The sequence below is a fragment of the Terriglobales bacterium genome, assembly GCA_035457425.1.
Lineage (GTDB): Bacteria > Acidobacteriota > Terriglobia > Terriglobales > Acidobacteriaceae > JACPNR01.
Map to the genome: position 1 here is coordinate 1 of DATIBR010000013.1, position 23,178 is coordinate 23,178.

Sequence of the window (23,178 nt, forward strand, 5' to 3'; positions counted from 1 at the left end):
CGTTCGTCGTCAGCACGCCCTCGGCCACCATGCCGTGCATGCCGGCGATGATGTCGTCGAGCTTGCGCCCCTTGCCGAGCTCGACTCCCACCGTGCGATTGCGCGAGAGCCCGCCGGTGCAGGTCAGGACAAGGTCGCCCATGCCGGCCAGGCCGGCCATGGTCGCGGGCTTGGCGCCGCAGGCGACCGCCAGCCGCGTGATCTCCGCCAGCCCGCGCGTGATGAGCGCGGCGATGGTGTTGTGCCCCAGGCCCAGTCCGTCGCATACGCCCGCGGCGATGGCGATCACGTTCTTCAGGGCGCCGCCCAGCTCCACCCCCACCATGTCGTCGTTGGTGTAGACGCGGAACACCGGGTCGGAGAACTCGCGCTGCACCAGCGCAGCTAGTTCCTTGTCTCGGGAGGCCACCGAGATCGCCGTCGGGTCGCCCTTGGCGACTTCCTTGGCGAACGACGGCCCGCTGAGCGCGGCGATGCGCGGCGTGAAGCGCGCGCCCTTCGCCTGCAGCACGTCGCTGATGACCTCGGTCATGCGGAGCAGGGAATCGTTCTCCACGCCCTTGGTCGCCGAGACGAAGCACATCTGCGGCCAGCAGAACTTCGCCATCTGCTCGAACACGCGCCGCGTGTGATGCGAGGGCATCACGCTCACCACGATCTCCGCCTGCGTCAGCGCCTCTTCCAGCGACGAAGTCGCCTGCACGCTGGCGGGAAGCTTCGGTCCGGGCAGGAATACGGTGTTCTCGTGCTTCTGGTTGATCCCGTCGACGACTTCCTTCTCGTACGCCCACAGCCGGACGCTGTGCCCGCCCTTGCGCGCCAGCGCCATCGCCAGCGCCGTCCCCCACGCCCCTGCGCCGATGACCGCGATCCTCATGCGGACTCCTGTGTCCTTTTCGCGCCCAGGCGGTTCTCAGTGCCGGCAAGGAGGCGACGGATGTTCTCGTGGTGCTTGAGGATGACTAACAGACCAATGAGGGTGGCAGCGAGGTAACAAAAATATGGATACCGCGAGTACGCATGGTTGCGCGGGGGCAAGTACCAGAATGCGATTGGAAACGCGATAGCGCCCAGCACCGAGCCCAACGAGACGTATCGAGTGGCGGTCACCGCCAGGGCGAACGTTGCCAGCACAATCGCAACGGAAGTAGGCGAAATCATGAGGAAAGAACCCGCGGCCGTTGCGACTCCCTTGCCCCCTCGGAATCGCAGCCAGAGTGGGTACATGTGCCCGACGACAGCAAGTAGAGCGGCCATGGCTTGGGCCGAAGGCCTATTTAGGTTGATGTGCTGGCCAGGCATGGACTGGACGAAATAGCTTGGCGTCAACCAAGCTGCAATCGCTACTGCAAGTGCGCCCTTTCCCGCATCTAGCGCCAGCGTCGCGATCGCCAACCCCTTGTGCCCGGTCCGCCCGACGTTCGTCGCGCCGATGTTGCCGCTGCCCGTCGCGCGAATGTCCTGCTTCAGGAAAATCTTCACCAGGATGTAGCCGAACGGGATCGAGCCCAGCAGGTACGAGACGGCGGCGATGATGGCGTAAGTAAGCATCAGCCTTTCCGATTGTCATTCCGAGCGAAGCGAGGAATCTGCTGTTCAGCGCGAAGCAGATTCCTCGTCGCTTTGCTCCTCGGAATGACAATCTTACGGGTGGCGGGTCCTAGCTCAAAGGGAAGCGTTCTAGTTTGGTATATTGCGCGCCGGTCGGCAGCGTCTTGCTCTGGTAAAGGAAGAACTCTCGGGCGGTCATTGTACCGAACTCGGGTGGCGGCATCGTCTCCACGCGCGCCTTCAGCTCGTACATCTTGGGCTTGTTGCGGTCCTCGCGCGCGCCCTGCGGACGCCCCGACCCGCTCCGCGCCAGCGTCAGGTGCGGCGTGAACGCGCGCTCTTCCTTCGGGATCCCCAGCTTGGCGGTCGCCTGGTCGACGGCGTGCGCCAGCGCGGCCAGTTCGTGTCCCGCCTCGATCCCCACCCAGAAGACCCGCGGCGAGCGCGGCTGGAAGAATCCCGCCGAGCGAAAGAAAAGGTTGAAGGATTGCCCGCCAACCATTGCCAGTTGACGTTTTAGCTCGTCCAGCTTGTCTTCCGGAAACTCGCCGATGAACTTCAGCGTGACGTGCAGCGACTCCGCCGGCACCCACTTCACGTCCGGCACCAGCCGCTTCAGGCCCGCCACGTACTCGGCGAGGCGGCGCCGGATGCCATCGTCGATATCGAGCGCGACGAACAGCCTCATGAGCTCAGCTTGCGGCGCACCATGTCCAGCGCCTGCTGGCTGGCGAACCACCGCACGCGCTCGCGGTCGCCGGGGAAGTTGCGCTGCACCACCTCGGTCTTCTTGCCGTCGGCGAGCGCGTGGTAGACCAGCCCGACCGGCTTCTCTTCCGACCCGCCGCCGGGCCCGGCCACGCCCGTTACGCCGACCCCGAGCTGCGACCCGCAGCGCTTCCGTATCCCCTCGGCCATCGCCTTCGCCACTTCGCTGCTCACCGCGCCGTGCTCCTTGATGAGGGCCGCGGAGACGTCGGCGAACTGCGCCTTCAGGTCGTTCGAGTACACGATGGCGCCGCCGAGAAAATACCGCGAGCTGCCCGCGACCGACGTCAGCCGCTGGGCGATCAGCCCGCCGGTGCACGATTCCGCCGTGGCGATGGTCTGGCCGCGCATGTCGAGGTAGTACCCGACGATCTGCTCCAGCGTCTCGCCCGCCGTCGAGAACAGGTGCGGCTCGAGCGCGTCTTCCAGCTCGTCGGTCAGGCGGTCGACCTTCGCCTGCGCCAGCTCGAGCGTCTTGGCGCGCCCGCGCAGGTGCAGCTGGATCTCGCCCGCGCCCGCCAGGATGGTCGTCTGGATGTCGCGATACTTCTTGTAGACCTTGCTGGCGATCTCGTCGCACACCGACTCGCCCATCATCGCGACCTTCAGCACGCGCGTCGCGATCACCTCGCCGGGGCAGATGGTACGCAGCCGCGGCATGCACTGCTCGTCGAACATCGGCTTGATCTCGCGCGGCGGACCGGGCAGCAGCATGACGGCGAGCTTCCGGCCCGCCCACTCGGTCTCCAGCCACTGCCCGGGGGCGGTGCCGTTGGGATTCGGCAAGACCTGCGCGCCGGTGAGCACGTCGGCCTGCTTCAGGTTCGACTCCGGCATCTTGTAGCGCCGCGCCGCGAACCACTTGTAGAGCTCGCCGACCAGCCCGGAATCGCGCCGCAGCGGGATGCCGAGCGCCTCCGACACGCACTCCCGCGTCAGGTCGTCTTCCGTCGGCCCCAGCCCGCCCATGCAGATGATCACGTCGGCGCGCCCGAACGCGATGCGCGCGACGTTCACCAGGTGCTCGCGGTTGTCGCCCACCACGTCCTTGAACTCCACCTCGATGCCGAGCGTGTTCAGCCGGTCAGTGAGGTAGAGGGAATTGGTGTCGGAGCGGAAGGGCGTGAGCAGCTCGCTGCCGATGGCGATGATCTCGGCGTTCACTTCTTAAAACCTACCACAGAGACACAGAGACACAGAGAAGGGCAATCGGCAATCGAAAATCAGCAATCGCTACTCCAGCAGGCTCTTCCCCTGGATGTTCCAGGACAAGTGGTACACCGCGCTCGTGGTCGCCAGCACTGCCGCCTTGCCCGGCGCGAACGCGAGGCCTACCAGCCCGTGCCCGGAGCACACCAGCGACGCCTCCTGTTGCGGCGTGATGCGCACGATGCCGCGCTTGCCGCCCAGCGAGGCGGCCAGGTACATGTTGCCGTCGACGTCGAACGCCAGCCCCTGCGGCCGCCCCAGCCCGCGGTAGAACGTGGTCACCACGCCGTGCGGGTCGATGGCGTACACGGAATCGAAGCTCGAAGTCGTCGGCCCGGTCACGTAGAGCGTGCCGTTGGGCGCGAACGCCAGGTGGTACGCCGAGATGCTCGGCTCCATGGTCGCGAACACGTAGATCTGCCGGTCACGCGCGATCTTGAAGATCGTGCCCGAGCGGTCGCCGACGTACAGGTTCTCCTCGCGGTCGAACGCGATGCCGGTGGCGATGCCCATGCCTTCGGCATACGACGACATCGTCCCGTTCGGCGCCGCCTTGTACACGGTCCCGTCGTAGCGCGAGCTCACGTACATCTGCCCGGCGCGGTCGAACGCGATGCCGGTGGCGTTCATCAGCTCGGCCAGGAACGGCTTCACGTTGTACGCCGTGTCGATGCGGTAGATGGAGACCGGCGTCTTCTGCCCGCGCGACCCGGAGAAGGTCACGTAGATGTTCCCCTCGGCGTCGAGCGCGGGATTGGCGACCGGGTGCAGGTTCTCCGCCACCGGCACCGCGATGGCGACCTCCGCCGCGTTCGACGAGCTGCCATTCGTCGCCACGGTCAGTTGCCCGCTGGTCGCGGCCTCGGGCACGCGCGCTACCACGAACTCGTCGGAGCTCACGACGATGGGCGCTTCCACCTCGCCGAACAGCACGCGCGGGCGCGCCAGTTCGGGCGGCTTGAGCCCGTGGCCGATCACGCGCACCTCGCCTCCGGGCAGCGCCGCCGCCGGCACCACCGCCTCGATGTGCGGCTTGCCGTTCACGTTCTTCTTGCCCAGCAGGTCGGAGATCCCCATGGCGTCGGCCCTAGCCTACAACAGGTGGAAATAGAGCAGCAGCTGCATCACGACGAAGCCGTAGATCCCCGCGCCCACGTCGTCCATCATCACGCCCGAGCCCTCCGGCAGCTTTTCCAGCCGGCGCAGCGGGAACGGCTTCAGCGTGTCGAAGATGCGAAAAAGTATAAAACCGGCGACCAGCGCCTTCCAGCCGGTGGGCGCCAGCAGCAGCGTGATCATCTGCCCGGCGACTTCGTCGACGACCACGATCTGCGGGTCGTCGCGACCGGTCTCGCGGCACACGATGCTCGCGCACGGGATCCCCGCGATGATCGCCAGGCACGCCACCGCGAGGGCGACCGGGAACTGCGCCGCCGGAGCCAGGTAGTGCGCCGCCACGCCCCACAGCAGGACCGTCGCGGCCGACGCCGTCGTGCCCGGCGCCTTGGGCGTGAAGCCCACCCCGAAGAACGTGGCGAGCAGCCAGGCCTCGATGGTGCGCTCCGGGCGCTCGTCTTCTTCCGGTGGCGGCTCGAGCTCCGGCTCCGGCGGGTTGGGAAGCGGCTCAGTGCCGGCGTCCACTGTCTTCTCCGTCGCCACTCTTGCGGCGCTCCTCGGCCAGCTTCCGCTCAGCGTCCTCGAACTCGTCCGGATCCATGATGGGAGTAGACACCACGTAGCCCCCGCTGGCCCATTTGCCTAGGTCGGTCAGCCGGCAGCGCTCGCTGCAGAAAGGGAACTCCGCGTCCGAACGAAGCACGATGGTGCGGCATATCGGGCAGCGCAGCGAGCGGACTCGTTTCTTCGGCATGGTCTTCGGTGGAGACGCCCTTGTGGGCGTCTCGAGACGGCGACAAGGCCGTCCCTACCAGAGATTCTAGAGCAGCCGCGCGACCAGGTCGTAGTCGTGCGCTTCGGTGATCTCGCAGCGATAGAAGCGACCGGCCTCCGGCTCGCCGTGCGGGCCAAAGTCGTTCACGAAGACCTTGCCGTCGATCTCGGGCGCGTGCATCGCCGTGCGCCCTTCCCACAGCAGCTCCGTCTCTTCCGACGGCCCTTCCAGCAGGATCTCGAACTCGCGCCCGACCAGCCGCTTCTTCTTGCGCTTTGAGATCTGCTTCTGGATGGCCATCAGCTTCTTGCGGCGCCGCTCGATCTCGCGCGGCGCCACTTTCGCGCCCAGCGCGTGCGCCTGCGCGCCTTCCTCGTCGGAGTAGCCGAACACGCCCAGCCAGTCGAACTCCGCCGCGCGCACGAACTCGCACAGCTCCTCGAAGTCGCGCTCCGTCTCCCCCGGGAAGCCCACGATGAAGCTCGTCCGCAGCGTGAGGTTCGGGATGGTCTTCCGCATCTTCGCGATCGACTTCAGGAAGATGTCGCTGCCCGCGCCGCGCTTCATGCCCTTCAGCACGCTCGCCGAGGCGTGCTGCAGCGGCACGTCGATGTACGAGCAGATCGTCTCGTGGCGGGCGATCGTCTCCAGCAGCTTGCCGGTGATCTTGTTGGGATACGCGTACAGGAAGCGCACCCAGCGGAGCTCCTCGATCTGCGCCAGCCGTTCCAGCAGCAACGCCAAGCCGTCCTTCAGGTCGAAGTCTTCGCCGTAGCAGGTGGTGTCTTGCCCGATGAGCGTGAGCTCGCGCACGCCCTGCTTCGCCAGGCGCTCCGCTTCTGCCACTACCGACTCGAACCGCCGCGAGCGGAACTTGCCGCGCAGCTGCGGGATGATGCAGAACGCGCACGGATGGTCGCAGCCCTCGGCGATCTTGATGTACGCCGAGCTCTTCGGCGTCGCCAGCATGCGCGGCGTGTTCTCGTCGTAGAGATAGTTCGGCAGGTCGGCGATCGCGCCGTCCCACGTCTCGCGTGAGAACCGACCGGCCTCCTCGCGCGCCGCGCCCTCCGCTCGCGAGTTCAGGATGTTGAACGGGCCGGCTGGTGGCGCGCTCGCCCCCGGGCGCGCGATCCCGGCCGCGCCCAGGATCGCCTCCAGCTCTCCCGTCCCGACGACCGCGTCGACCTCCGGGATCTCCTTGCGGATCTCGTTGCGATAGCGCTCGACCATGCACCCGGCGACCACCAGGCGCTGCGCGCGCCCTACCGTCTTGTGCCGCGCCATCTCCAGGATCGCGTTCACCGACTCCTGCTTCGCCGCATCGATGAACGAGCAGGTGTTCACCACGATGACGTCGGCGTCCTCGGCCCGCGCCGTGATCTCGGCCCCGCCGTGCGCCAGCATGCCCATCATCACCTCGCTGTCCACGAGGTTCTTCGGACACCCCAGCGACACGAACCCGACCTTCGTCGGCTTCGCCTGGTTTGGGGGTTCTACAGTGAGGTCCTTGACCGGCATCGAATCTTCTTATTGTATCGTGCCGCTCCGGCCGCCCCGTGGCCCGTTCGCCCTAGTCCTCCGGCTCGATGCCATACTTCTCCGCGAGGAAGCGTTGGAGCGGTGAGGGAAGGACGGTCGCCAGCTCCTGCCACGTCAGCGTCTTGCAGCGCGTTCGCAGCTCCATCGGGCGGACCGCCCGCAGCACCGCGTGCCAGTCCTCGATCAGGTCCTGGCGCCGCGCGTCCAGCAGCACGCAAAACGCGAGCCCCGTCGCCTGCGCCGCCAGCACGTTCCGGATGAGCTGGTACGAAAGGTATTTCACTTTCGTCTGCGGCAGCGCGCGCCGGTCGAAGACGCCCTCGAAGTCGCGGTAGCGGTCGACCACTCCTTTCGTCTTTTGCTGGAAGTCGGTCTCGGTCAGCTTCGCCTCCACCAGCAACTCGCCCAGCCGCATGTCGACCTCCGTGCGGTCGTCGAGCCCGCTCGCCAGCGGCACGCGCGCGCGCACGCCGAAGCGAGGCCGCGCGTGCTCGCTCACGCCCAGCATCGTCCCGACCCGGCCGTCGCGTAGCGTCTGCGGGTGGCAGAAGACGTTCATCAGCAGGGCATCCGAGCTCATGCAGCTGTCGAGCTCGCGCCACACGCCGCCGTGCTCCGGCTGCGGCAGGTTCCGCTTGTGCGAGTGCTCTTTGCGGAAGCGCGCGCGCCACTCCGCGTCCTTCTGGATGGCGGCATAGCTGGCTGCCAGGAAGTTGCCGTGCGCCGCCGGTTCCGCGACCGGCTCGTAGAGCGTGACTCCGCCGCGGCTCTCGCAGCACGCGCAGCGATGCCTGGCGGCGTATCTCCGATTGCGCTCCGCCAGCTCCGCGCGCAGCGCGGCGGCGTACCCCAGGGCCATCACCGCTCCTGCTTCCGCGCCACCTCTTCGTACAGGTTGGGCAACTGCCGCGCGTCGTCGGGCGAATCTGCGAAGCGCGCCCGTTCATAGGCCCGCGTAAAAGCTTCGACCCGCCGCCGCAAGTGCGGGTCCTCGATGGTGATGACGAACTCGTGCGGCGTCTGCGCCGGCGTCTTCTCGTACCCGCGCTTCGCCACCGAGCGCGCCATGCGCTCGTACCAGATGCTCGCCGCCTTCTTCGGTTCGCTTCCCGGAGCCCGCGCCACCCGCGCCGCCCGCACTGCCGCGAGGATGCGCCGCGCGTTCAGCGCCAGCAGCAGCACCAAGACGGCCAGCACCGCCGTACCGCCCCATCGCTGTGGCGATCGCGCCGCGTCCTCCTGCATGTTGCGGGCCTTTTGCAGGAGCTTTTGATATCCCGTGCGGATCGAGAAGCGCCACCGGTTCATCAGCCGCCGCACGCTCAGCACCACCGAGTTGCTGACCTGCGTCTGGTGCGAAAAATCGTAGTTGATCACCCACTCCCGCCAGAACTCGCGCAGCGCATCGAGGTAGTAATAGAAGCGCCGCAGCCCGCCGGGCGCTTCCGCTGCCGCCGCCGGCGTGGGATCGAACCGCACCCAGCCCGTCCCGGGGAAGTAGGCTTCCACCCAGGAGTGCGCGTCCCGCGCCCGCACGATGTAGCTGCCCGTCACCTCGTTGAACTCGCCGCCGCGGAATCCGTTCACCACGCGCGCCGGGATGTTCAAGGTCCGCAGCATGATCGCCATCGATGACGCGAAGTACTCGCAGTGCCCGCGCTTCCGCTCGAACAGGAAGTTCGCGATCGGGTCGGCGGGCGTCTGCTGCGGCAGCTCCAGCGTGTATCCGAGCTTCGTGCTCAGGTACTCCTCGAGTAGGCGGGCTTTCTGATAGTCGGTCGCGCCCTCCGCGGTCACGCGCGCCGCCAGCTCGCGCACCCGGCGGTCCACCGACGGCGTTTGCAGGTACGCGATCGAGACCGCGGGCGGCGTCGCGCCTCCGCCGGTCGAGAGCACCGGCTCACTGATGCTCGCCAGCGCCTGGTAAGCGTTCAGCGGGTGCTCGCGGTCAAGGTCGTAGAACGCGAGCGCGTCGTCATAGGCGATCATGCGGTAATTGCCCGCCAGCGCCAGCGGCTGTCCCGCCAGGAAGAAGACATTGGTCCCGATCGGCTCCATCATCACGCGGTAGCGGATCGGCTTCCAATCCTGCGGCAGCGGCGTTTCCCGGGTCGTGGCCTCGCGCAACGCGATGATCCCGTCGCGCGGCCGCAGCACGGTCGAGCGGCTCGGCGGATTGCTCCACTTCTTCCCGTCGAAGGTCGAGAACGCGACGCCGCGCCAGTGCAGGTTGGGATACAAGCCCTTCGCGTCGCCTTCGACGCGCACGTGCATCACGATCTCGCTCGACTGCTGGATCTGCCCGATCTGTCCCAGGTCGACCTCGTCAGGACTGAATCCGGTCGCCACCGAGCTGCGCGGCGCCAGCGCCGCCAGGTAGTTCGCCGAGATGCGCGGCAGCACGAAGAAGATCACCGTGCCCGCGGCCAGGATCGCCCCCACCAGCAGCACGGCCGTCCAGCTCAGCGCGCTCGGCAGCCGGTGCAGCTCGCCGTGCGCGCGCGCCACCTCCAGGCTGCGCCGCGCCGTCCGACGCATCTCGAATGCGATGGCGGTGGCGACCGCGACCAGCAGGAACGCCGCGAAGATCAGCAGGAATAGCGTGTCCACCGTCAGCGTGGCCGCCAGCAACACCTGTCCCAGCGCCAGCGCCGCCAGCCACGTCAGGTCGCGCTCCCGATGGATGGAGAACACCTTCACCGCCAGCGCGAAGAGCACCAGGTGCACGCTCGCGATCGAGAACGACCGTGAAAGGAAGAAGAAGTCCGCGACGTAGAACACGAAGTAGAAGATGGTGAAGCCGGTGGTCCAAAGCTCGCTGAGCGTGAGGACCTCGCGCTTCGCCAGCAGGTATCCGCGGTATCCGAACGCCGCGCCCGCCACCAGCAGGGAAAGCAGGTCCACCTTGCCGGTCCCGGCCAGGCAGAGGAACCCGGTGACGATGAGCAGGTAGAGCGCGAGGTCGAAATAGCGCTCGACTGGCGTCTGCTCCGGGCGGGTTAGGGTCGCGGTGGCCACTGAGCGGATAGTAGCAAGGACGGGCCGCGCACGGATGCTAGAATGAAACGTCAGGTATCGGGTCCCGCGCGACGCGTTCCCGCCAACCCCGCCAGGTCCGGAAGGAAGCAACGGTAACGGGCTCTTGCGTGCGCAGCGGGTTCCCCGGTGCCTGGCAAAAAACTGCTCTTGGCTATTGGCCCTTGGCTTCCGGCTTCCTCTTCGGCGAAGCAGCCGATTTTCCCGCAATCTCAAATCATCAAGCCAAGACCCAAAAGCCAAGAGCACGAGCGAAACGCTCGATCCCACCTGGAGACCGACTGTTGAAGACCCTCACGCGGGCGAAGATCACCGCGCTTGGCACCTACGTTCCGCCGCGCCTCCTCACCAACAAAGACCTCGAGAAGCTGGTCGAGACCTCCGACGAGTGGATCATGGAGCGCACCGGCATCCGCGAGCGCCACATCGTCGAGAAGGGCGTCGCCACCTCCGACCTGGCGGTCGAAGCCGCCCGGCAGGCGCTGGCCAACCGCGGCATCCAGCCCAAGGACGTCGAGGCCATCGTCGTAGGCACCGTCACCCCCGACATGCTCTTTCCCTCCACCGCGTGCCTGGTGCAGCACAAGCTGGGCGCGCAGGGCGCCTGGGGCTTCGACCTCTCTGCCGCGTGCTCCGCGTTCCCGTACTCGCTGCAGTGCGGCGCGCAGTTCATCATGTCGGGCGCGCACCGGAAGGTGCTGGTCATCGGCGCCGACGTGATGTCGTCCATCATCAATTACCAGGACCGCGCCACCTGCGTGATCTTCGGCGACGGCGCGGGCGCCGTCCTGCTCGAGCCCGCCGCCGAGAACGAGCCCGGCATCATCGACTTCCTGCACGAAGTCGATGGCTCCGGCGGCTGCTCGCTCTACATGCCCGGCGGCGGCAGCCTCCATCCCGCCAGCGCCGAGACCGTCGAGAAAAAGATGCACTACGTCCATCAAGACGGCCAGGCGGTCTTCAAGTACGCCGTGCGCAAGATGGCCGAAGTCTCCGAGAAGCTGCTCACGCGCAACGGCTTCACCGGCAAGGACGTGGCCTGCTTCATCCCGCACCAGGCCAACAAGCGCATCATCACCGCCACCGCCGATCGCCTCGGCATGCCCATGGAGCGCGTCATCATCAACATCGACCGCTACGGCAACACCACCGCCGGAACCATCCCGCTCGCCATGCACACCGCCATCGAGGAAGGGAAGATGAAGCAGGGCGACCTCGTCCTGCTCGCCTCGGTCGGCGCCGGATTCACTGTCGGCGCCACTCTGCTGCGTTGGGCGTTCTGACATCCGGGGAATGAGAAAGGCGGAGCCCGCGGGCTCCGCCTTTTGAACTTCTGCGCGCTATCGGATCTCGGGGAACTTCACCGTCACCTGCACCGTGCTCTCGACCGGCTCGCCGTTCAGCGTCGCCGGCTTGTACTTCCACTGCCGGACGGCCTGCGCCGCGGCGTCGCGCAGCAGCGTGTGACCGGAGAGCACCTTCACGCCCTTGACCGAGCCGTCTTTGCCGATGGACGCTTCGAGTTGGACGCTCCCGCTCGCTTTCATGGTGCGCGCCATGTCGGGATACTTGGGCATCACCTGCGTGACGACTTGCGCCGGCGTCGACTGCGAGACCTTGGGCGCAGCCAGCGTGGGCGCGGCGGTCGAGATCGGGACCTGGATCTGCGGCACGGCGGCGACCGGTTGCGGCGGCGCTTCCGCCCGCGTTGCTGTCGGCGTCACCGCGGCGCGCTCCACCGCCTGCTGGGGCTGCGGCGCCGGCGTTGCAGGCTTGGCCGTGGATGCCGGCGGCGTCGCGGATGCCGGCTTCGCGGCGCCCTGCGTCGTTGGTGCCGGCTGGCTCGCGGGCTGTGTGCTGCTCGCCGCTGGTGCCGGCGCGGCGGGCGTCGCTGCCGGTTGCGCGGCGGCATCGGTGGGAGGGGGCGCGGGAGCTTGCGCCGGCGGCTGCTGCTGCGCCTGCGAAGCAGGCGCGCTCGGCTTGCTCGACATCGCGTTGTACGTGAAGTAGCCGCCGACGATCACCGCGGCGGCGACGCCGACGCCGATCCAGATCCCCATTCCACCGCCACCCAGTTTCTTGTCTTCGGCGACGCTGTCGAAGGTGCCGAAGCTGGGCGCGACCGGGCGCGAATCTCTTTTCTCCGCCTTCTCGACGATCGGTTCGAGCTTGCGCGGCGGAGGTGGCGGCGCCGGCTTCCACTCGGGCGAGGTCGCAGGCGAAGTGAAGGTCTTCTTCGTCGGGACGACAGGCGCGGCCATCGGCAACGGCTCGTGCGCATCTGCTTTCTTCGAGGGTGGCGGAGCCGGCGGCGCCAGCTTGGGCGCGGGTGTCATCACCGTGGGCGCGAGCTCGGGCGCCGGCTTGGGCGCGGCCGCCGCGCTCGCCGCTGGAACCGGCACCGGACCGGGCTTGGACGCGCTGACCGGCGGCGTCAGGCTCGGCGGCGTGAATCCGGGATTGCTCGGCGGGCGATACGCCGAGATGACCCCGGTCGCCTCGCCGATCGAGATGCCCGCCTTGCGCGACTTCTGCACCGCCACCGCGACTTCGCGCGCCATGGTGCGCAGCACCGCGACGTGCAGATCGTTGAACGCGTTCTTGTTGCCGGCGAAGACCGCCAACACGCCGCTCACCTGCTCGGTGTCGACGTCGCGGATGGGCACGATGACGATGGAACGCGTGCCGAGCGCGCGGCAGGCGGCCGCGTCCACGCGGCTGTCGGTGTCGGAATCGTCGCAGCGCAGCGCCTGGCCGCTCTGCACCGCCATGCCGCTGAAGGTCCCTTCCAGGGAGATGGCGGCGCCGACGTCGGGGGCGGCTGGACCGCTGGAGGCGCGGCAGATCATCTCGGTGACGTCGCCTTCGCTCAGCGCAATCGCGGACCCGCTCGCGCCCGTGTAAGTCTGCGCGCGCGCCGCGATCGACGCCAGCTCCTGCGCCAGCGCCGGTGCATTCGGTTGAGCTTCGGCCATTACGACCCCGGTCCCGGGAGGAATCGCATATTGATAAACCCTGCCGCCGAAGTCAAGGAAACAAACTGACCGAAGGGCCAGGGTTCGCACGGCCATCGTCCCAAGGTAACCAGGGAATCAACCTCGGCATAGACGCGGCCGCGCGAACGGCACTATAATCGCGCTCCTCTGCTTGTCTTCCCCCGAGGCGAAAGCCGTTGAGGTACGCCCATGAAGCCGATCACTGAAGTCATTCGCGACAAAGAGAACGAGATCCAGCAGATCCGCCAGGAGGTCGAGACCTTCGCGCGCCAGAGCGAGCAGCGCATCAAGGGGATCGAGACCGAACTGGAGACGCTGCGCGCCGCCGCCCGCATCATCTCGGGTGATGGCGGACAGCCGACGGCCGCCGCCGCTGCGCCCATCCCGATGCCCGTGCAGACTGCGCCCGCGCCGGTCGAGACCTTTCCGGTGCAGTCGGTGCCGCCGGCGCCCGAACCCGCGCGCAAGCGCTGGCCGTAAGAAGAGCGGTCAGCAATCACCAGTCAACGAGGGCCTGTCCGAAAGGACGGGCCTTTCTCTTTGTGCCGCCCTCTCGGGCCGACTTCGAGAATCTCGGCTTGCAAGTTGCTGAGCCGTGTTCTATACTGAACCATATGGTTCAGTATCACAGGACCGGCTTTGACGCCTCATTCGCCGCGCTCTCGGACGCGACCCGGCGCGGCGTTCTCGAGCAACTCGTGCGCGCCGACGCTTCGATCACGGACCTTGCCGAGAAGTTCCACATGACCCTGACGGGCATGAAGAAGCACGTCGGCGTCCTGGAGCAGGCGGGGCTCGTCACCACGGAGAAGGTGGGGCGCGTGCGGACCTGCAGGCTCGGCCGGCGCCGGCTGGAAGAAGAGGCCGCATGGCTCGAGCGGTACCGCCAGCTCTGGAGCGCGCGCTTCGACGAACTGGACAAGGTTCTCAAGGAACTGAAGCGGAAGGAGAAGATCGATGGACGCAAGAAGAGAGCGTGAGGCTACACCCAGGAAGAACGACACGACGGTGGAACGGACGTCGGAGCGTGAGCTCGTCACCACCCGAACCTTCAACGCCCCGGCGCGCATCGTGTTCGAGGCGTGGACCAAGCCCGAACTGTTCCAGCGGTGGTGGCTGCCGAAGTCGCTGGGGATGTCCCTGCGTTCCTGCGAGATGGATGTTCGTGCCGGAGGCAAGTACCGTCTCGTGTTCGAGCCCGATGGGATGGCGTTCTTCGGCACGTACCTCGAAGTAACACCCCAGTCGCGCCTCGTCTGGACCAACGAGGAAGGTGGTGAGAGCGGGCCCGTCACCACGGTGACCTTCGAGGAAAAAGGCGGCAAGACGCTGCTGGTGATGCGCGAGCTCTATCCCTCGAAGGAAGCTCTCGACGCTGCCGGCACCGGGGCGGCGGATGCGCTGGTCGAGACGTTCGCGCAACTCGACGAGCTGCTCTTCACCCTGGGCGCGAGCGTGGCACCCTCACGATAGTTGCGAGTGGCCCACCTCTCCGGTCAGGAGTTGAGACCCCCTCCCCCGGGGTGTCCGGGGTCATTTCCCTGTGGAATCATGGGACTAGGGGTGGGGTAACCCCACGCGAGCACCGAGTAGCGAGTACCGAGTGCCCTGACGAGCGCGGATCGAAAAAGTGATTTCGGCTGAATCTTTGGAATCAGCGGGTTACAGCCGAAAATCCGTCAAAATCCCGGGGGATTCGCCAGGAATCTCCCGGTCGAGATGGAAAAGAGCAAGAAGTATCCAGCGATGAGAAGGCGAATATAAGAGTAGCTGTTGGATAACAAGATGTCAAGTGAATTATCTGAATTTCCACCCAAGCCCGCCGCGGCGGGGCTTGCTTCATCTCACCGTCAAGGCGACAGTCTTCGTGTCCGCGCGGATGGTGTACCTGCCGGCCGCGAACGGCCGCTGGTCTTTGCACGACACAATGGTGGTCTGCGCGTACAGTTCCGGATTTCCCATCACAATCGCGTACTTGTTGCAGGTGCGCATGGACAGCCCGCCCGTCGAGCAGATCCTACCTCCGCTGACGCTCACATTCGGAAAGCCGCCGGTGAGTTCCACCGCAAACGTCCGGCTTCCCGCAGCGAGCACGACCGGGGACGCAGCCGCAACAAACCTCACGTCTTTGCAGCCAGTATCCATGGTCGCCGATCCGACACGCAATTGGATCGCTGCGGCCTTGGCCGCCTCTGCCGCCGCCTGGGCGGCTTCCTGTTGCTTCGTGAAGGCGGCAAAATCGACCGGCGCAAAAGTGTACTGCTGGCCTTCCCTGTAGGTTCCATGCTGCTTCGTCAGCTTCAGGCGTTCGCCTTCGATCACGCCTATGTAGACGTCGTCGACATCTTGCGGCCAAGCCTCGACCGTGATCGTGAGTTTGCAGCCGTCAACCTGGTGCCGGGCGGGACGCTGCGCTTTCCGCCAAATACTCACGTGCTTCAGCGCAAGCTCGCGATCAGGGTGCGCTCCGCCGGGCACAGCGGAGCCATCATGAAAAAAGCGAAACACATAATACCAACCGGAACGAGGATCCACCCTCTCATAAACGCCGTCTTCGCGAAGCCGACAATTCTCAGCTGAAGGTGAGGACGGCGGCTCTTGGATCACCGGCTGAACACCACCAGATGCTACGAGAGCTGCGACTGTGAGCAGAGCCAACATAGGTTCGTCCGAGGGAAGATCGGTTCGGAAACTGGCCGCATTGTACCCATCGAAACTCGAGCCGGAGAAGACACCATTTTCCGGGAAGCCGGTGTTGTAGCCGTTTTTCAGCGCCTGTCCGGCTGCGAGGTGGCAAAAAGTGAGGACAACGAGAAGGGCGGCGAGGCGCCGGCTGCGAGCCATGGCTGGTGCTCCGGTTGAGTTTTGACACCGAGGGTCCGAAGCGCTGTGGCGGGGCAGCGCGAAATATTGTGCGGAAGGATACTGCGGCCAAGAACAAAGTCAAGCGGCGAGGCGCTGCGTCTCATTTTGTCGGCCTTGTCATCTCCTCTGGCCGCACCAGCTTGTCGAACTCGTCGGCGGTGAGGTGGCCGAGTTTCACGGCCGCGTCCTTCAAATTCGTGTGGTGGACGTGGGCGTGGTGGGCGACCTTGGCGGCGTTGTCGTAGCCGATCTTCGGAGCCAGCGCGGTGACGAGCATGAGCGACTCGCGGAGGTACTCGGCGATCTGCTCGCGGTTCACTTCGATGCCCTTGACCATGTACTCGACGAAGCCGTGGCAGGCGTCGGTGATGAGCGTGACCGAGTGCAGGAAGTTGTAGATCATGACGGGCTTGAAGACGTTGAGCTCGAAGTTGCCCTGGGAGCCGGCGAAGCCGACGGCGGCGGTGGCGCCGTGGACCTGGACGCAGACCATGGTCATGGCCTCGCACTGCGTGGGGTTGACCTTGCCGGGCATGATGGAGGAGCCGGGCTCGTTCTCGGGCAGAGTGAGCTCGCCCAGGCCGCAGCGTGGGCCGGAGGCCAGCCAGCGGATGTCGTTGGAGATCTTCATGAGCGAGGCGGCGGTGGTCTCGAGCGCGCCCTGCGCGAAGACGATCTCGTCGTGCGCGGCGAGCGCGGCGAACTTGTTGCCGTGCGAGCGGAAGGGAAGCGAGGTGAGCTCGGCAATCTTTTTGGCGACGCGCTCGGCGAATTCCGGATGGGTGTTGAGGCCGGTGCCGACGGCGGTGCCGCCGATGGCGAGGTCGTAGAGGCCGTCGAGCACCTGCTTGAGGCGCTGAACGTCGCGGTCGAGCATGGCGACCCAGCCGGAGAACTCCTGGCCGACGGTGAGCGGGACGGCGTCCTGCAGGTGGGTGCGGCCGATCTTCACGATGTCCTTGAACTCTTCCTGCTTGGCGCGGAGGGCGTCGCGCACGGTGGCGATGGCGGGGATGAGCGCCTTCTGCACGCGCTCGGCGGCGGCGATGTGCATGGCGGCGGGGAAGGTGTCGTTGGACGACTGCGACATGTTGACGTCGTCGTTGGGGTGGATGGGTTTCTTCGAGCCCATCTGGCCGCCGGCCAGCTCGATGGCGCGGTTCGAGATGACCTCGTTGACGTTCATGTTGGTCTGGGTGCCGGAGCCGGTCTGCCAGATGCGCAGCGGGAACTGGTCGTTGAGCTTGCCGGAGATGACCTCGTCGGCCGCCTGGACGATGAGCTTGGCCTTGTCGGCGGGGAGCTTGCCGAGCTCCTGGTTGACGAGCGCGCAGGCTTTCTTCAGGACGCCGAAGGCGCGGATGAGCTCGGGCGGCATGAGGTCGCGCCCGATGTTGAAGTGCAGCAGGCTGCGCTGCGTCTGCGCGCCCCAGTAGACGTCCGCCGGGACCTCGATCTTTCCCATGCTGTCGGACTCGATGCGCATCGCTTTCTTGCTGTCGGTCGCCGTGGCCACGGGGGCTCCTATGAGTGCGGAACAGTATGCGGAACAGAAAATTATAGACCCGCACGGAAAAAGCCAACCACAAAGGACGCACCAAGGTCGCACCAAGGTCCGCGTGGAGGCTTTGTGCCCTGGGGGTGAAGCTTATGATTTAGATTGGGGCGGATGACGGAAGAGGGCATCTTCGACCTGCTGGTGATCGGGGCGGGGCCGACGGGCATGGCCGTCGCCATCGACGCGCAGCGCGCCGGGTACCGCGTGGTGCTGGTGGAGAAGGGCTGCCTGGTCAATTCGCTGTACCACTATCCGCCGCAGATGGTGTTCTTCACCACGCCGGAGCTGCTGGAGATCGGGGACATCCCGTTCCCGAGCGCGCACCAGAAGCCGACGCGCGAGGAGGCGCTGGAGTACTACCGCAAGGTCGCGGCGCACTACCAGCTCGACGTGCGGCAGTACGAGCGCGTGGAGCAGGTGGAAGGCGGGGACGGCGATTTCCGCGTCCACACGCGCGACCGCCTCAATCGTCACCAGGTACATCGTGCGCGCAAGCTCGCGCTCGCGACCGGGTACTACGACCTGCCCAACGTGATGGGCGTCCCGGGCGAGGATCTGCCGAAGGTCGCGCACTACTACGGCGAGTCGCACCCCTATTACGGGCTGGACGTGGTGGTCGTAGGCGGCAAGAACTCGGCGGCCATCGCGGCGCTCGAGCTGTGGCGGCGGGGCGCGCGCGTCACCCTCGTCCATCGCGGGCCGGGGATCCACCAGAACGTGAAGTACTGGATCCGCCCCGACATCGAGAACCGCATCAAGGCGGGCGAGATTCGCGCGTACTTCAACGCCACCCTGCGCGAGATCGGCGAAGACTACGTGGTGGTGGCCGCGCCCGACGGCGACGTCCGGCTGAAGAACGACTACGTTTTTGCCTTGACCGGCTATCACCCCGATTTCAGCTTCATGCGATCGCTCGGCATCGAACTGGAGCCCGGCGAAAGCCGCCCGGTCTGCGACCCTGAAACGCTGGAGACCAACGTCCCCGGGGTGTACGTGGCGGGGGTGATCGTGGCGGGGTCGCGGACCAGCGAGATCTTCATCGAGAACGGCCGCTTTCACGGGCGGCAGATCGCCAGGTCCTTGCAGGCAAGACTTCCCCGGGTTTAGCCTATTGACTTCCTGGGGACTGTAGTTGACTGTTAGGGAGTGCGGGGCGGAGAATACCGCCCGTAGCCGGTACCCTGTAGTCCAGGTCGCTCAGCGGGGTCATCCATATGCGTGTCCACTTCAACCTGCTGTACCGTGCAGTCGCCTTAATCCTTTGCCTGATGCTGTCGCCGCTGCCGGCGCTGACGCAGGGCTCCAGCAGCTCGCAGCCCGCGGGCCAGATCAGCGCGATGGTGCCGCAAGTCACGCGCAACGGCAACCTCGCCAAGGCGAAAGAAGAAGTGAATTGGAACGACACCCTGCGCACCGAAGGCGCGGGACGCGCGCGCGTGCAGCTGCGCGACGGCTCCATCCTCAGCCTGGGCTCCAATAGCGAGCTCAAGGTCACGCAGCACGATCCCGCGACGCAGCAGACCGAAGTCGAGCTCAGCTACGGGCGCGTGCGCAGCCGCGTGGTGCAGATCACCAAGCCGGGCGGCAAGTTCCAGGTGAAGACGCCGACCGCGGTCGCCGGCGTGGTGGGCACCGATTTCATCGTGGTCTACGAGAACGGCCACATGCAGGTGATCGTGTTCAGCGGGCAGGTCGTGATCATGAGCGCGACCGGGCAGGTGCTGGCGACGATCAACCCCGGGCAGATGGTCACCGTGAATCCCGACGGCACGATCAGCGGGCCGACTGACACGCCTCCGGGCGTGCAGCAGGACAACATCAACCAGACCAACGCGGGAGACGGCGGCGCCGCTGCCGGCGCGGCTGCGGGCGGCAGCTTGCTGCGCACGGTGCTGATCATCATCGGCGTGGCGGCGGCGGGCGCGATCATCGCCGCGACCACCACGGGATCGCCGGGACCGGCGCCCCAGACCCCGACGCCTACTCCGACCTGCACCTTCTGCGACTCGGTCGGCGCCCCGCGTCATTGATCCACGGATGTTCCGAGCGCCCGCCACGGCGGGCGCTTTTGTTTTTGCGCGCTACTGCGGCGTGAAGGTCGGCGGCAGCGGCAGCCCGACCAGCACGGAATAGAAGAGCGCGAAGGCGAGCGCGGCGAGGGCGAGGTACGCCCAGCGTCCCCAGGCCACGCGGAACAGCGGCGCGCCGCCGTAGTGGCGGAAGACGTAAGCGAGCGGCAGGCTCAGCATGCACGCCGCCGGCAGGTAGTAGTGGAAGAAGCTTACCTTGCGCGGGATGACCGCGAAGCACAGGTAGAGCAGCCAGTACCAGAGCGCGCACAAGAAGGCTTCGCGGCTGCGATGCCGCCACCACGCCCAGACGCAGAAGAGGGCGGCGGCGAGTCCGGGGAAAAGGATGACCGGGTTGCCGATGAGCAGGATGCCGCGGAACCAGCCGTCCTGCACCCGGTAGTAGAACCACATCGGTTTCCAATCGAGCGCCCACTGGTACCAGTTGCTGGCGTAGTAGTGCTGCTCGGAGATGCGCGACTGCATCCGCACCATGTCGCGCTGCAGCACGAAGATGTCCTTGACCGTGCCGGCCTCGCCCGGCAGCCAGAGGTAGGGCAGGAAGGTCGCGAAGTAGAGCGCGACGGCGAGCAGGACGCAGGCGGCGATGGTCGTCCAGCGCACGCCAGGCCAGAGGTGCGCGGAGTACCACGGGTCGGGCGTCTCCGGCGGGGCGTGGAAGAGGCCCGCGCCGAAGCGCTGTAGCAGCCGCACGATCCCGAACGCCAGCACCAGGAAGATGAGCGGCACCAAGCCCACCCACTTGCAGGCCGCCGAGAGGCCGAACAACGCGCCGGCGGCCAGCAGCCAGCGGCGCACTTCCGCGGGCGGGCGCCGCTCGTCCCAGGCAAAGCAGACGCAGGCCAGCCCCCACACCAGGAAGGCGAAGAAGAACGGCTCGAGCATGGCGGTGCGCGCCAGCACGAACAGCATGATGTTGAGCAGCGTGAGCGCCGCGACCCAGAGCGCGAGCCGGCGCTCGCGGAAGATGGCGAGCGCGAGCGCGTACATCCCCGCGACCGCGATGCCGCCGAAGAGCATGGAGGCCAGCCGCCAGCCGACGGGGCGGTCGCCGGCCAGCCGGATGCCGAGCCCGATCAGGTACTTCGCCAGCGGCGGATGCTCCCAGTTCAGGTTGTGGTGCGGCGGCACCAGTACCTTGGCCGCGATGGCGTAGTGCATCTCGTCGAAGTTGTAGTCGTTGGGGAACTCGAGGTAGGGCAGAAAGAGCAGGAGCGAGCCGAGCACCAGGAGCAGGCAAGTGACGCGGTCGCGCGCGCTGAACGCGGCCGGCACTTCGGGGGAAGGCGCCGGAGGGATGGTGGGGGAGCTCAGCGGAGCGTCACCACGAACGCGGTCATGGCGACATGATAGCGCGAGTCGTTGGCCGCGGGCGCCGGCGCTACGTCAGCCGCTGCAGTTCGCCAGGCCCTTCTCGATCGCGGTGCCCTCCTCGTAGTCGTTCCACGTCACGATCATGAGGAAGGGAAGCGGGTCCTGGTCGGTGTAGTAGCGGCGATAGGCCTTGAGCGAGTCCTGGAAGGTCTTGCCGCAGCGCGCGTCGATGCGGCGGTTGCGGCTCCAGGAGGCGCGCCGGTCGTCGAAGCCGGGCCACGCCGCGCCCACCGCCAGCTTGTTGGGATACTTCGACTTCATCTTGGAGTAGAACGAGTCGAGATAGTCGCGTCCCCAGTCGGAGCCGTCGGGCTGCCAGTCCTTGCTGGGCTTCACCCAGGCGTAGAAGCCGTCGAAGTCGGCCATGTACTTGGGCGCGATGTCGCGATAGAGCAGCAGCGGCTGTTCGGGCCACGAGTTCACCGCCTCGCGCACGCGCTTCCAGTCGGTGTTGCCGGATTTCGGGAAGATGAAGATGACGGGATGGCCGTCGTAGCGCAGGTAGGCGTCGCGCGGGACGACGGCGTTCTGCCCGATGTAATGCTCGTAGCCGTACTGCAGGTCGGCGATGGTCTCGTTGGTGACGTCGCCGGGGCGGTCGCCGACCTCGTCGTACATGAGCGCGACCTTGAAGCTGTTCTCCGCGGCGATCTTGTGCAGCAGCGCGTAGGAGCGGTCCTCGAAGTCCTTGCGCGGGCCGTACCAGTTGACCACGAAGCCGCCGATGCCGAGCTCCTTCGCTTTGGTGATCTGGTTCTGGAGCACGACTGGGTCGACCGAGGAGTAGCCCACGTTGATGTGCCCGGGCCGGCCGAACCACGGCTGGTAGGCGGCCAGCAGCATCGGGGAGCCCTCGGGGGCGTGCGCGCGGAGGGTCTGGTGGATGTCGCGGCTTGCGCCGCTGCAGCCTGCCAGCGCGAACACCAATGACAACAGGAGTAAGAGGAGGAGAGGAGGAAAAGCGGAGGAGTGCTTTCTCATAAGAAGGACGTGCAGATACTCACATGGCTTGGATGAGAAGGGTGGGGAAGATGTTGGATGAGCGCCCAGCGCGGCAAAAGCACAAAGGCAAAGGGACGCGGTTGCTCCGCGTCCCATGCAGATGTGCGGTTCGACTAGAACGGAATGTCTTCGTCCGTGATCTCGGCGGCCTTCTCGGCCGGGCGCTGGTCGAAGCCGCCGGCGTCCGCCGAGGCGCCCTTGGAGCGCCCGCCGCCGGAGGCCTCGCCGCCGGCGTTCTCGCCGCGCTGGCCGCCGCCGAGCAGCACGAGGTCGTTCACCAGGATCTCGGTCTTGTACTTCTTCTGGCCGGTCTCCTTGTCGTCCCAGGAGCTGGTGCGGAGCGCGCCTTCCACATAGACGGTGCGGCCCTTCTTCAGGTACTCGCCGACGATCTCGGCGGTGCGCTGGAAGGCGACCAGGTTGTGCCACTCGGTGCGGTCCTGCCAGTTGCCGTCCTTGTCTTTGTGGCGCTCGTTGGTGGCGAGCGAGAACTTGGCGACCGCCATCCCGCTCGGGGTGTACTTCACTTCGGGGTCTTTGCCCAGGTTGCCGATGAGGATGACCTTGTTCACGCTCTTTGCCATAAGTGCGCTCCGTTGCTGAGGAAGTTTCGCCAATATAGTCGGCGGTAGGAGCAATAAGCAATAAGCGATAAGCAATAAGCTCGACCACCTGTGCAAAACTGGACCGCTGATCGCTTGTTGTTTTTCGCTTATCGCGCTTCGGATTCCCGAACGCGTTCACTTTCCGCTTGACTTCGGGCGGGGCGCGCCAGACAATCTGAACATGTTCAAGGAAATGGAAGTGGGCGGCAAGCGCATCACCAAGGGCGACCTGACGCGCGAGCGCATCTTCAATGTCGCGCTGAACCTGTTCCGCGAAAAGGGCTTCGAGGGGACCACCATGCGCGAGGTGGCGGCGGCGGCCAACATGTCGCTGGGCGCGGCCTACTACTACTTCGCGTCGAAGGAAGCCATCGTGCTCGCGTACTACGAAAAGGTTCAAGAAGAGCATGAGCTTCGGCTGGCCAAGGCGTTGCCAGGGGCGAGGGATTTCCGGGCGCGCATCGCCGCCGTCATGCACTCGAAGCTGGAGATCCTGAAGGACGACCGCGCGCTGATGTCGGCCCTGTTCCGCTTCTTCGGGAACCCCAAGCACCCGCTCTCCATCTTCGCGCCCGAGACGCGCATCTTCCGGTCGAGCGCGATCGCGGTGATGGAGCAGGCCATCGGGGACGAGAAGATGCCGCCCGACCTGCGCGAGGTCGCGCCGCAGCTGCTGTGGGTGCTGCACCTC

The 23,178-nt window shown here is 66.4% G+C and carries 23 protein-coding genes and 1 other RNA gene; 8 read left to right on the forward strand and 16 right to left on the reverse strand.

Going from position 1 to position 23,178, the window contains the following annotated elements; translation table 11 throughout:
* From VLA96_01125 to VLA96_01170, 10 genes are all read right to left on the reverse strand, one after another.
* A partial coding sequence (locus VLA96_01125) for an NAD(P)H-dependent glycerol-3-phosphate dehydrogenase (GenBank protein ID HSE47787.1) occupies positions 1–877 on the reverse strand: 877 nt, incomplete at its 3' end.
* Positions 874–1,551 (reverse strand): glycerol-3-phosphate 1-O-acyltransferase PlsY, encoded by a 678-nt coding sequence (gene plsY, locus VLA96_01130; GenBank protein ID HSE47788.1) that lies wholly within the window; start codon positions 1,549–1,551, stop codon positions 874–876. The genes VLA96_01125 and plsY, both read right to left, overlap by 4 nt.
* A gap of 109 nt (positions 1,552–1,660) precedes the next feature.
* Positions 1,661–2,239, reverse strand: coding sequence for an RNA 2',3'-cyclic phosphodiesterase (thpR, locus tag VLA96_01135; GenBank protein ID HSE47789.1), 579 nt, complete (start codon positions 2,237–2,239; stop codon positions 1,661–1,663).
* Positions 2,236–3,483, reverse strand: a complete 1,248-nt coding sequence (locus VLA96_01140) for a competence/damage-inducible protein A (GenBank protein ID HSE47790.1) — start codon at positions 3,481–3,483, stop codon at positions 2,236–2,238. The genes thpR and VLA96_01140 overlap by 4 nt, the downstream gene beginning before the upstream one ends.
* Positions 3,484–3,552: 69 nt before the next feature.
* A complete protein-coding gene (locus tag VLA96_01145) occupies positions 3,553–4,605 on the reverse strand; it encodes a hypothetical protein (GenBank protein HSE47791.1) in 1,053 nt (350 codons plus the stop codon).
* A gap of 15 nt (positions 4,606–4,620) precedes the next feature.
* On the reverse strand, positions 4,621–5,169 hold the full coding sequence (locus VLA96_01150; GenBank protein HSE47792.1) for a phosphatidylglycerophosphatase A: 549 nt from the start codon (positions 5,167–5,169) through the stop codon (positions 4,621–4,623).
* Complete coding sequence (gene yacG, locus VLA96_01155) at positions 5,153–5,398, reverse strand: DNA gyrase inhibitor YacG (protein ID HSE47793.1); 246 nt, start codon at positions 5,396–5,398, stop codon at positions 5,153–5,155. The genes VLA96_01150 and yacG overlap by 17 nt, the downstream gene beginning before the upstream one ends.
* Before the next feature lie 66 nt (positions 5,399–5,464).
* Complete coding sequence (gene rimO / locus VLA96_01160) at positions 5,465–6,940, reverse strand: 30S ribosomal protein S12 methylthiotransferase RimO (GenBank protein ID HSE47794.1); 1,476 nt, start codon at positions 6,938–6,940, stop codon at positions 5,465–5,467.
* A gap of 52 nt (positions 6,941–6,992) precedes the next feature.
* Entirely contained in the window at positions 6,993–7,820 is an 828-nt protein-coding gene (locus tag VLA96_01165; GenBank protein ID HSE47795.1) for a hypothetical protein, read from the reverse strand.
* Positions 7,820–9,979, reverse strand: a complete 2,160-nt coding sequence (locus VLA96_01170) for a DUF3488 and transglutaminase-like domain-containing protein (GenBank protein HSE47796.1) — start codon at positions 9,977–9,979, stop codon at positions 7,820–7,822. The genes VLA96_01165 and VLA96_01170 overlap by 1 nt, the downstream gene beginning before the upstream one ends.
* A 55-nt stretch (positions 9,980–10,034) precedes the next feature.
* Between VLA96_01170 and ffs the strand changes: the two genes are divergently transcribed.
* Together ffs and VLA96_01180 are read left to right on the forward strand one after the other, a co-directional pair.
* An RNA gene (ffs, locus tag VLA96_01175) (signal recognition particle sRNA small type) lies at positions 10,035–10,132 on the forward strand.
* A 149-nt stretch (positions 10,133–10,281) separates the two neighbouring features.
* A complete protein-coding gene (locus VLA96_01180) occupies positions 10,282–11,280 on the forward strand; it encodes a beta-ketoacyl-ACP synthase III (protein ID HSE47797.1) in 999 nt (332 codons plus the stop codon).
* A 57-nt stretch (positions 11,281–11,337) separates the two neighbouring features.
* On the opposite strand, the gene VLA96_01185 is transcribed toward VLA96_01180, so the two are convergent.
* Positions 11,338–12,972: a TonB family protein gene (locus tag VLA96_01185; protein ID HSE47798.1), complete on the reverse strand. Its 1,635-nt coding sequence runs from the start codon at positions 12,970–12,972 to the stop codon at positions 11,338–11,340.
* Positions 12,973–13,182: 210 nt separating this feature from the next.
* Between VLA96_01185 and VLA96_01190 the strand changes: the two genes are divergently transcribed.
* The 3 genes from VLA96_01190 (at position 13,183) to VLA96_01200 (ending at position 14,466) form a co-directional block, all read left to right on the forward strand.
* Positions 13,183–13,473, forward strand: a complete 291-nt coding sequence (locus VLA96_01190) for a hypothetical protein (protein HSE47799.1) — start codon at positions 13,183–13,185, stop codon at positions 13,471–13,473.
* Positions 13,474–13,607: 134 nt separating this feature from the next.
* Positions 13,608–13,973 (forward strand): metalloregulator ArsR/SmtB family transcription factor, encoded by a 366-nt coding sequence (locus VLA96_01195; protein ID HSE47800.1) that lies wholly within the window; start codon positions 13,608–13,610, stop codon positions 13,971–13,973.
* Positions 13,951–14,466 carry an SRPBCC domain-containing protein gene (locus VLA96_01200; GenBank protein ID HSE47801.1) on the forward strand — a complete coding sequence of 172 codons (516 nt, stop codon included), beginning with the start codon at positions 13,951–13,953 and terminating at the stop codon, positions 14,464–14,466. The genes VLA96_01195 and VLA96_01200 overlap by 23 nt, the downstream gene beginning before the upstream one ends.
* A gap of 366 nt (positions 14,467–14,832) precedes the next feature.
* Here VLA96_01200 and VLA96_01205 read toward each other — a convergent pair whose 3' ends face one another.
* Together VLA96_01205 and fumC are read right to left on the reverse strand one after the other, a co-directional pair.
* Positions 14,833–15,837, reverse strand: a complete 1,005-nt coding sequence (locus VLA96_01205) for a hypothetical protein (GenBank protein ID HSE47802.1) — start codon at positions 15,835–15,837, stop codon at positions 14,833–14,835.
* Positions 15,838–15,958: 121 nt separating this feature from the next.
* On the reverse strand, positions 15,959–17,374 hold the full coding sequence (gene fumC, locus VLA96_01210) for a class II fumarate hydratase (GenBank protein ID HSE47803.1): 1,416 nt from the start codon (positions 17,372–17,374) through the stop codon (positions 15,959–15,961).
* Positions 17,375–17,527: 153 nt separating this feature from the next.
* On the opposite strand from fumC, the gene VLA96_01215 reads away from it, so the two are divergent.
* Complete coding sequence (locus VLA96_01215; protein ID HSE47804.1) at positions 17,528–18,523, forward strand: YpdA family putative bacillithiol disulfide reductase; 996 nt, start codon at positions 17,528–17,530, stop codon at positions 18,521–18,523.
* Positions 18,524–18,630: 107 nt separating this feature from the next.
* A complete protein-coding gene (locus VLA96_01220; GenBank protein ID HSE47805.1) occupies positions 18,631–19,446 on the forward strand; it encodes a FecR family protein in 816 nt (271 codons plus the stop codon).
* A 51-nt stretch (positions 19,447–19,497) separates the two neighbouring features.
* Here the strand turns inward: VLA96_01220 and VLA96_01225 are convergent, their stop codons facing one another.
* The 3 genes from VLA96_01225 to VLA96_01235 form a co-directional block, all read right to left on the reverse strand.
* On the reverse strand, positions 19,498–20,781 hold the full coding sequence (locus tag VLA96_01225) for a phospholipid carrier-dependent glycosyltransferase (GenBank protein ID HSE47806.1): 1,284 nt from the start codon (positions 20,779–20,781) through the stop codon (positions 19,498–19,500).
* A 111-nt stretch (positions 20,782–20,892) separates the two neighbouring features.
* Positions 20,893–21,804: an endo-1,3-alpha-glucanase family glycosylhydrolase gene (locus VLA96_01230; protein HSE47807.1), complete on the reverse strand. Its 912-nt coding sequence runs from the start codon at positions 21,802–21,804 to the stop codon at positions 20,893–20,895.
* Positions 21,805–21,995: 191 nt separating this feature from the next.
* Positions 21,996–22,466: a single-stranded DNA-binding protein gene (locus VLA96_01235; GenBank protein HSE47808.1), complete on the reverse strand. Its 471-nt coding sequence runs from the start codon at positions 22,464–22,466 to the stop codon at positions 21,996–21,998.
* A 202-nt stretch (positions 22,467–22,668) separates the two neighbouring features.
* Here VLA96_01235 and VLA96_01240 point away from each other — a divergent pair.
* Positions 22,669–23,178: TetR/AcrR family transcriptional regulator (locus VLA96_01240; protein ID HSE47809.1), on the forward strand; the 510-nt coding region annotated here is incomplete at its 3' end.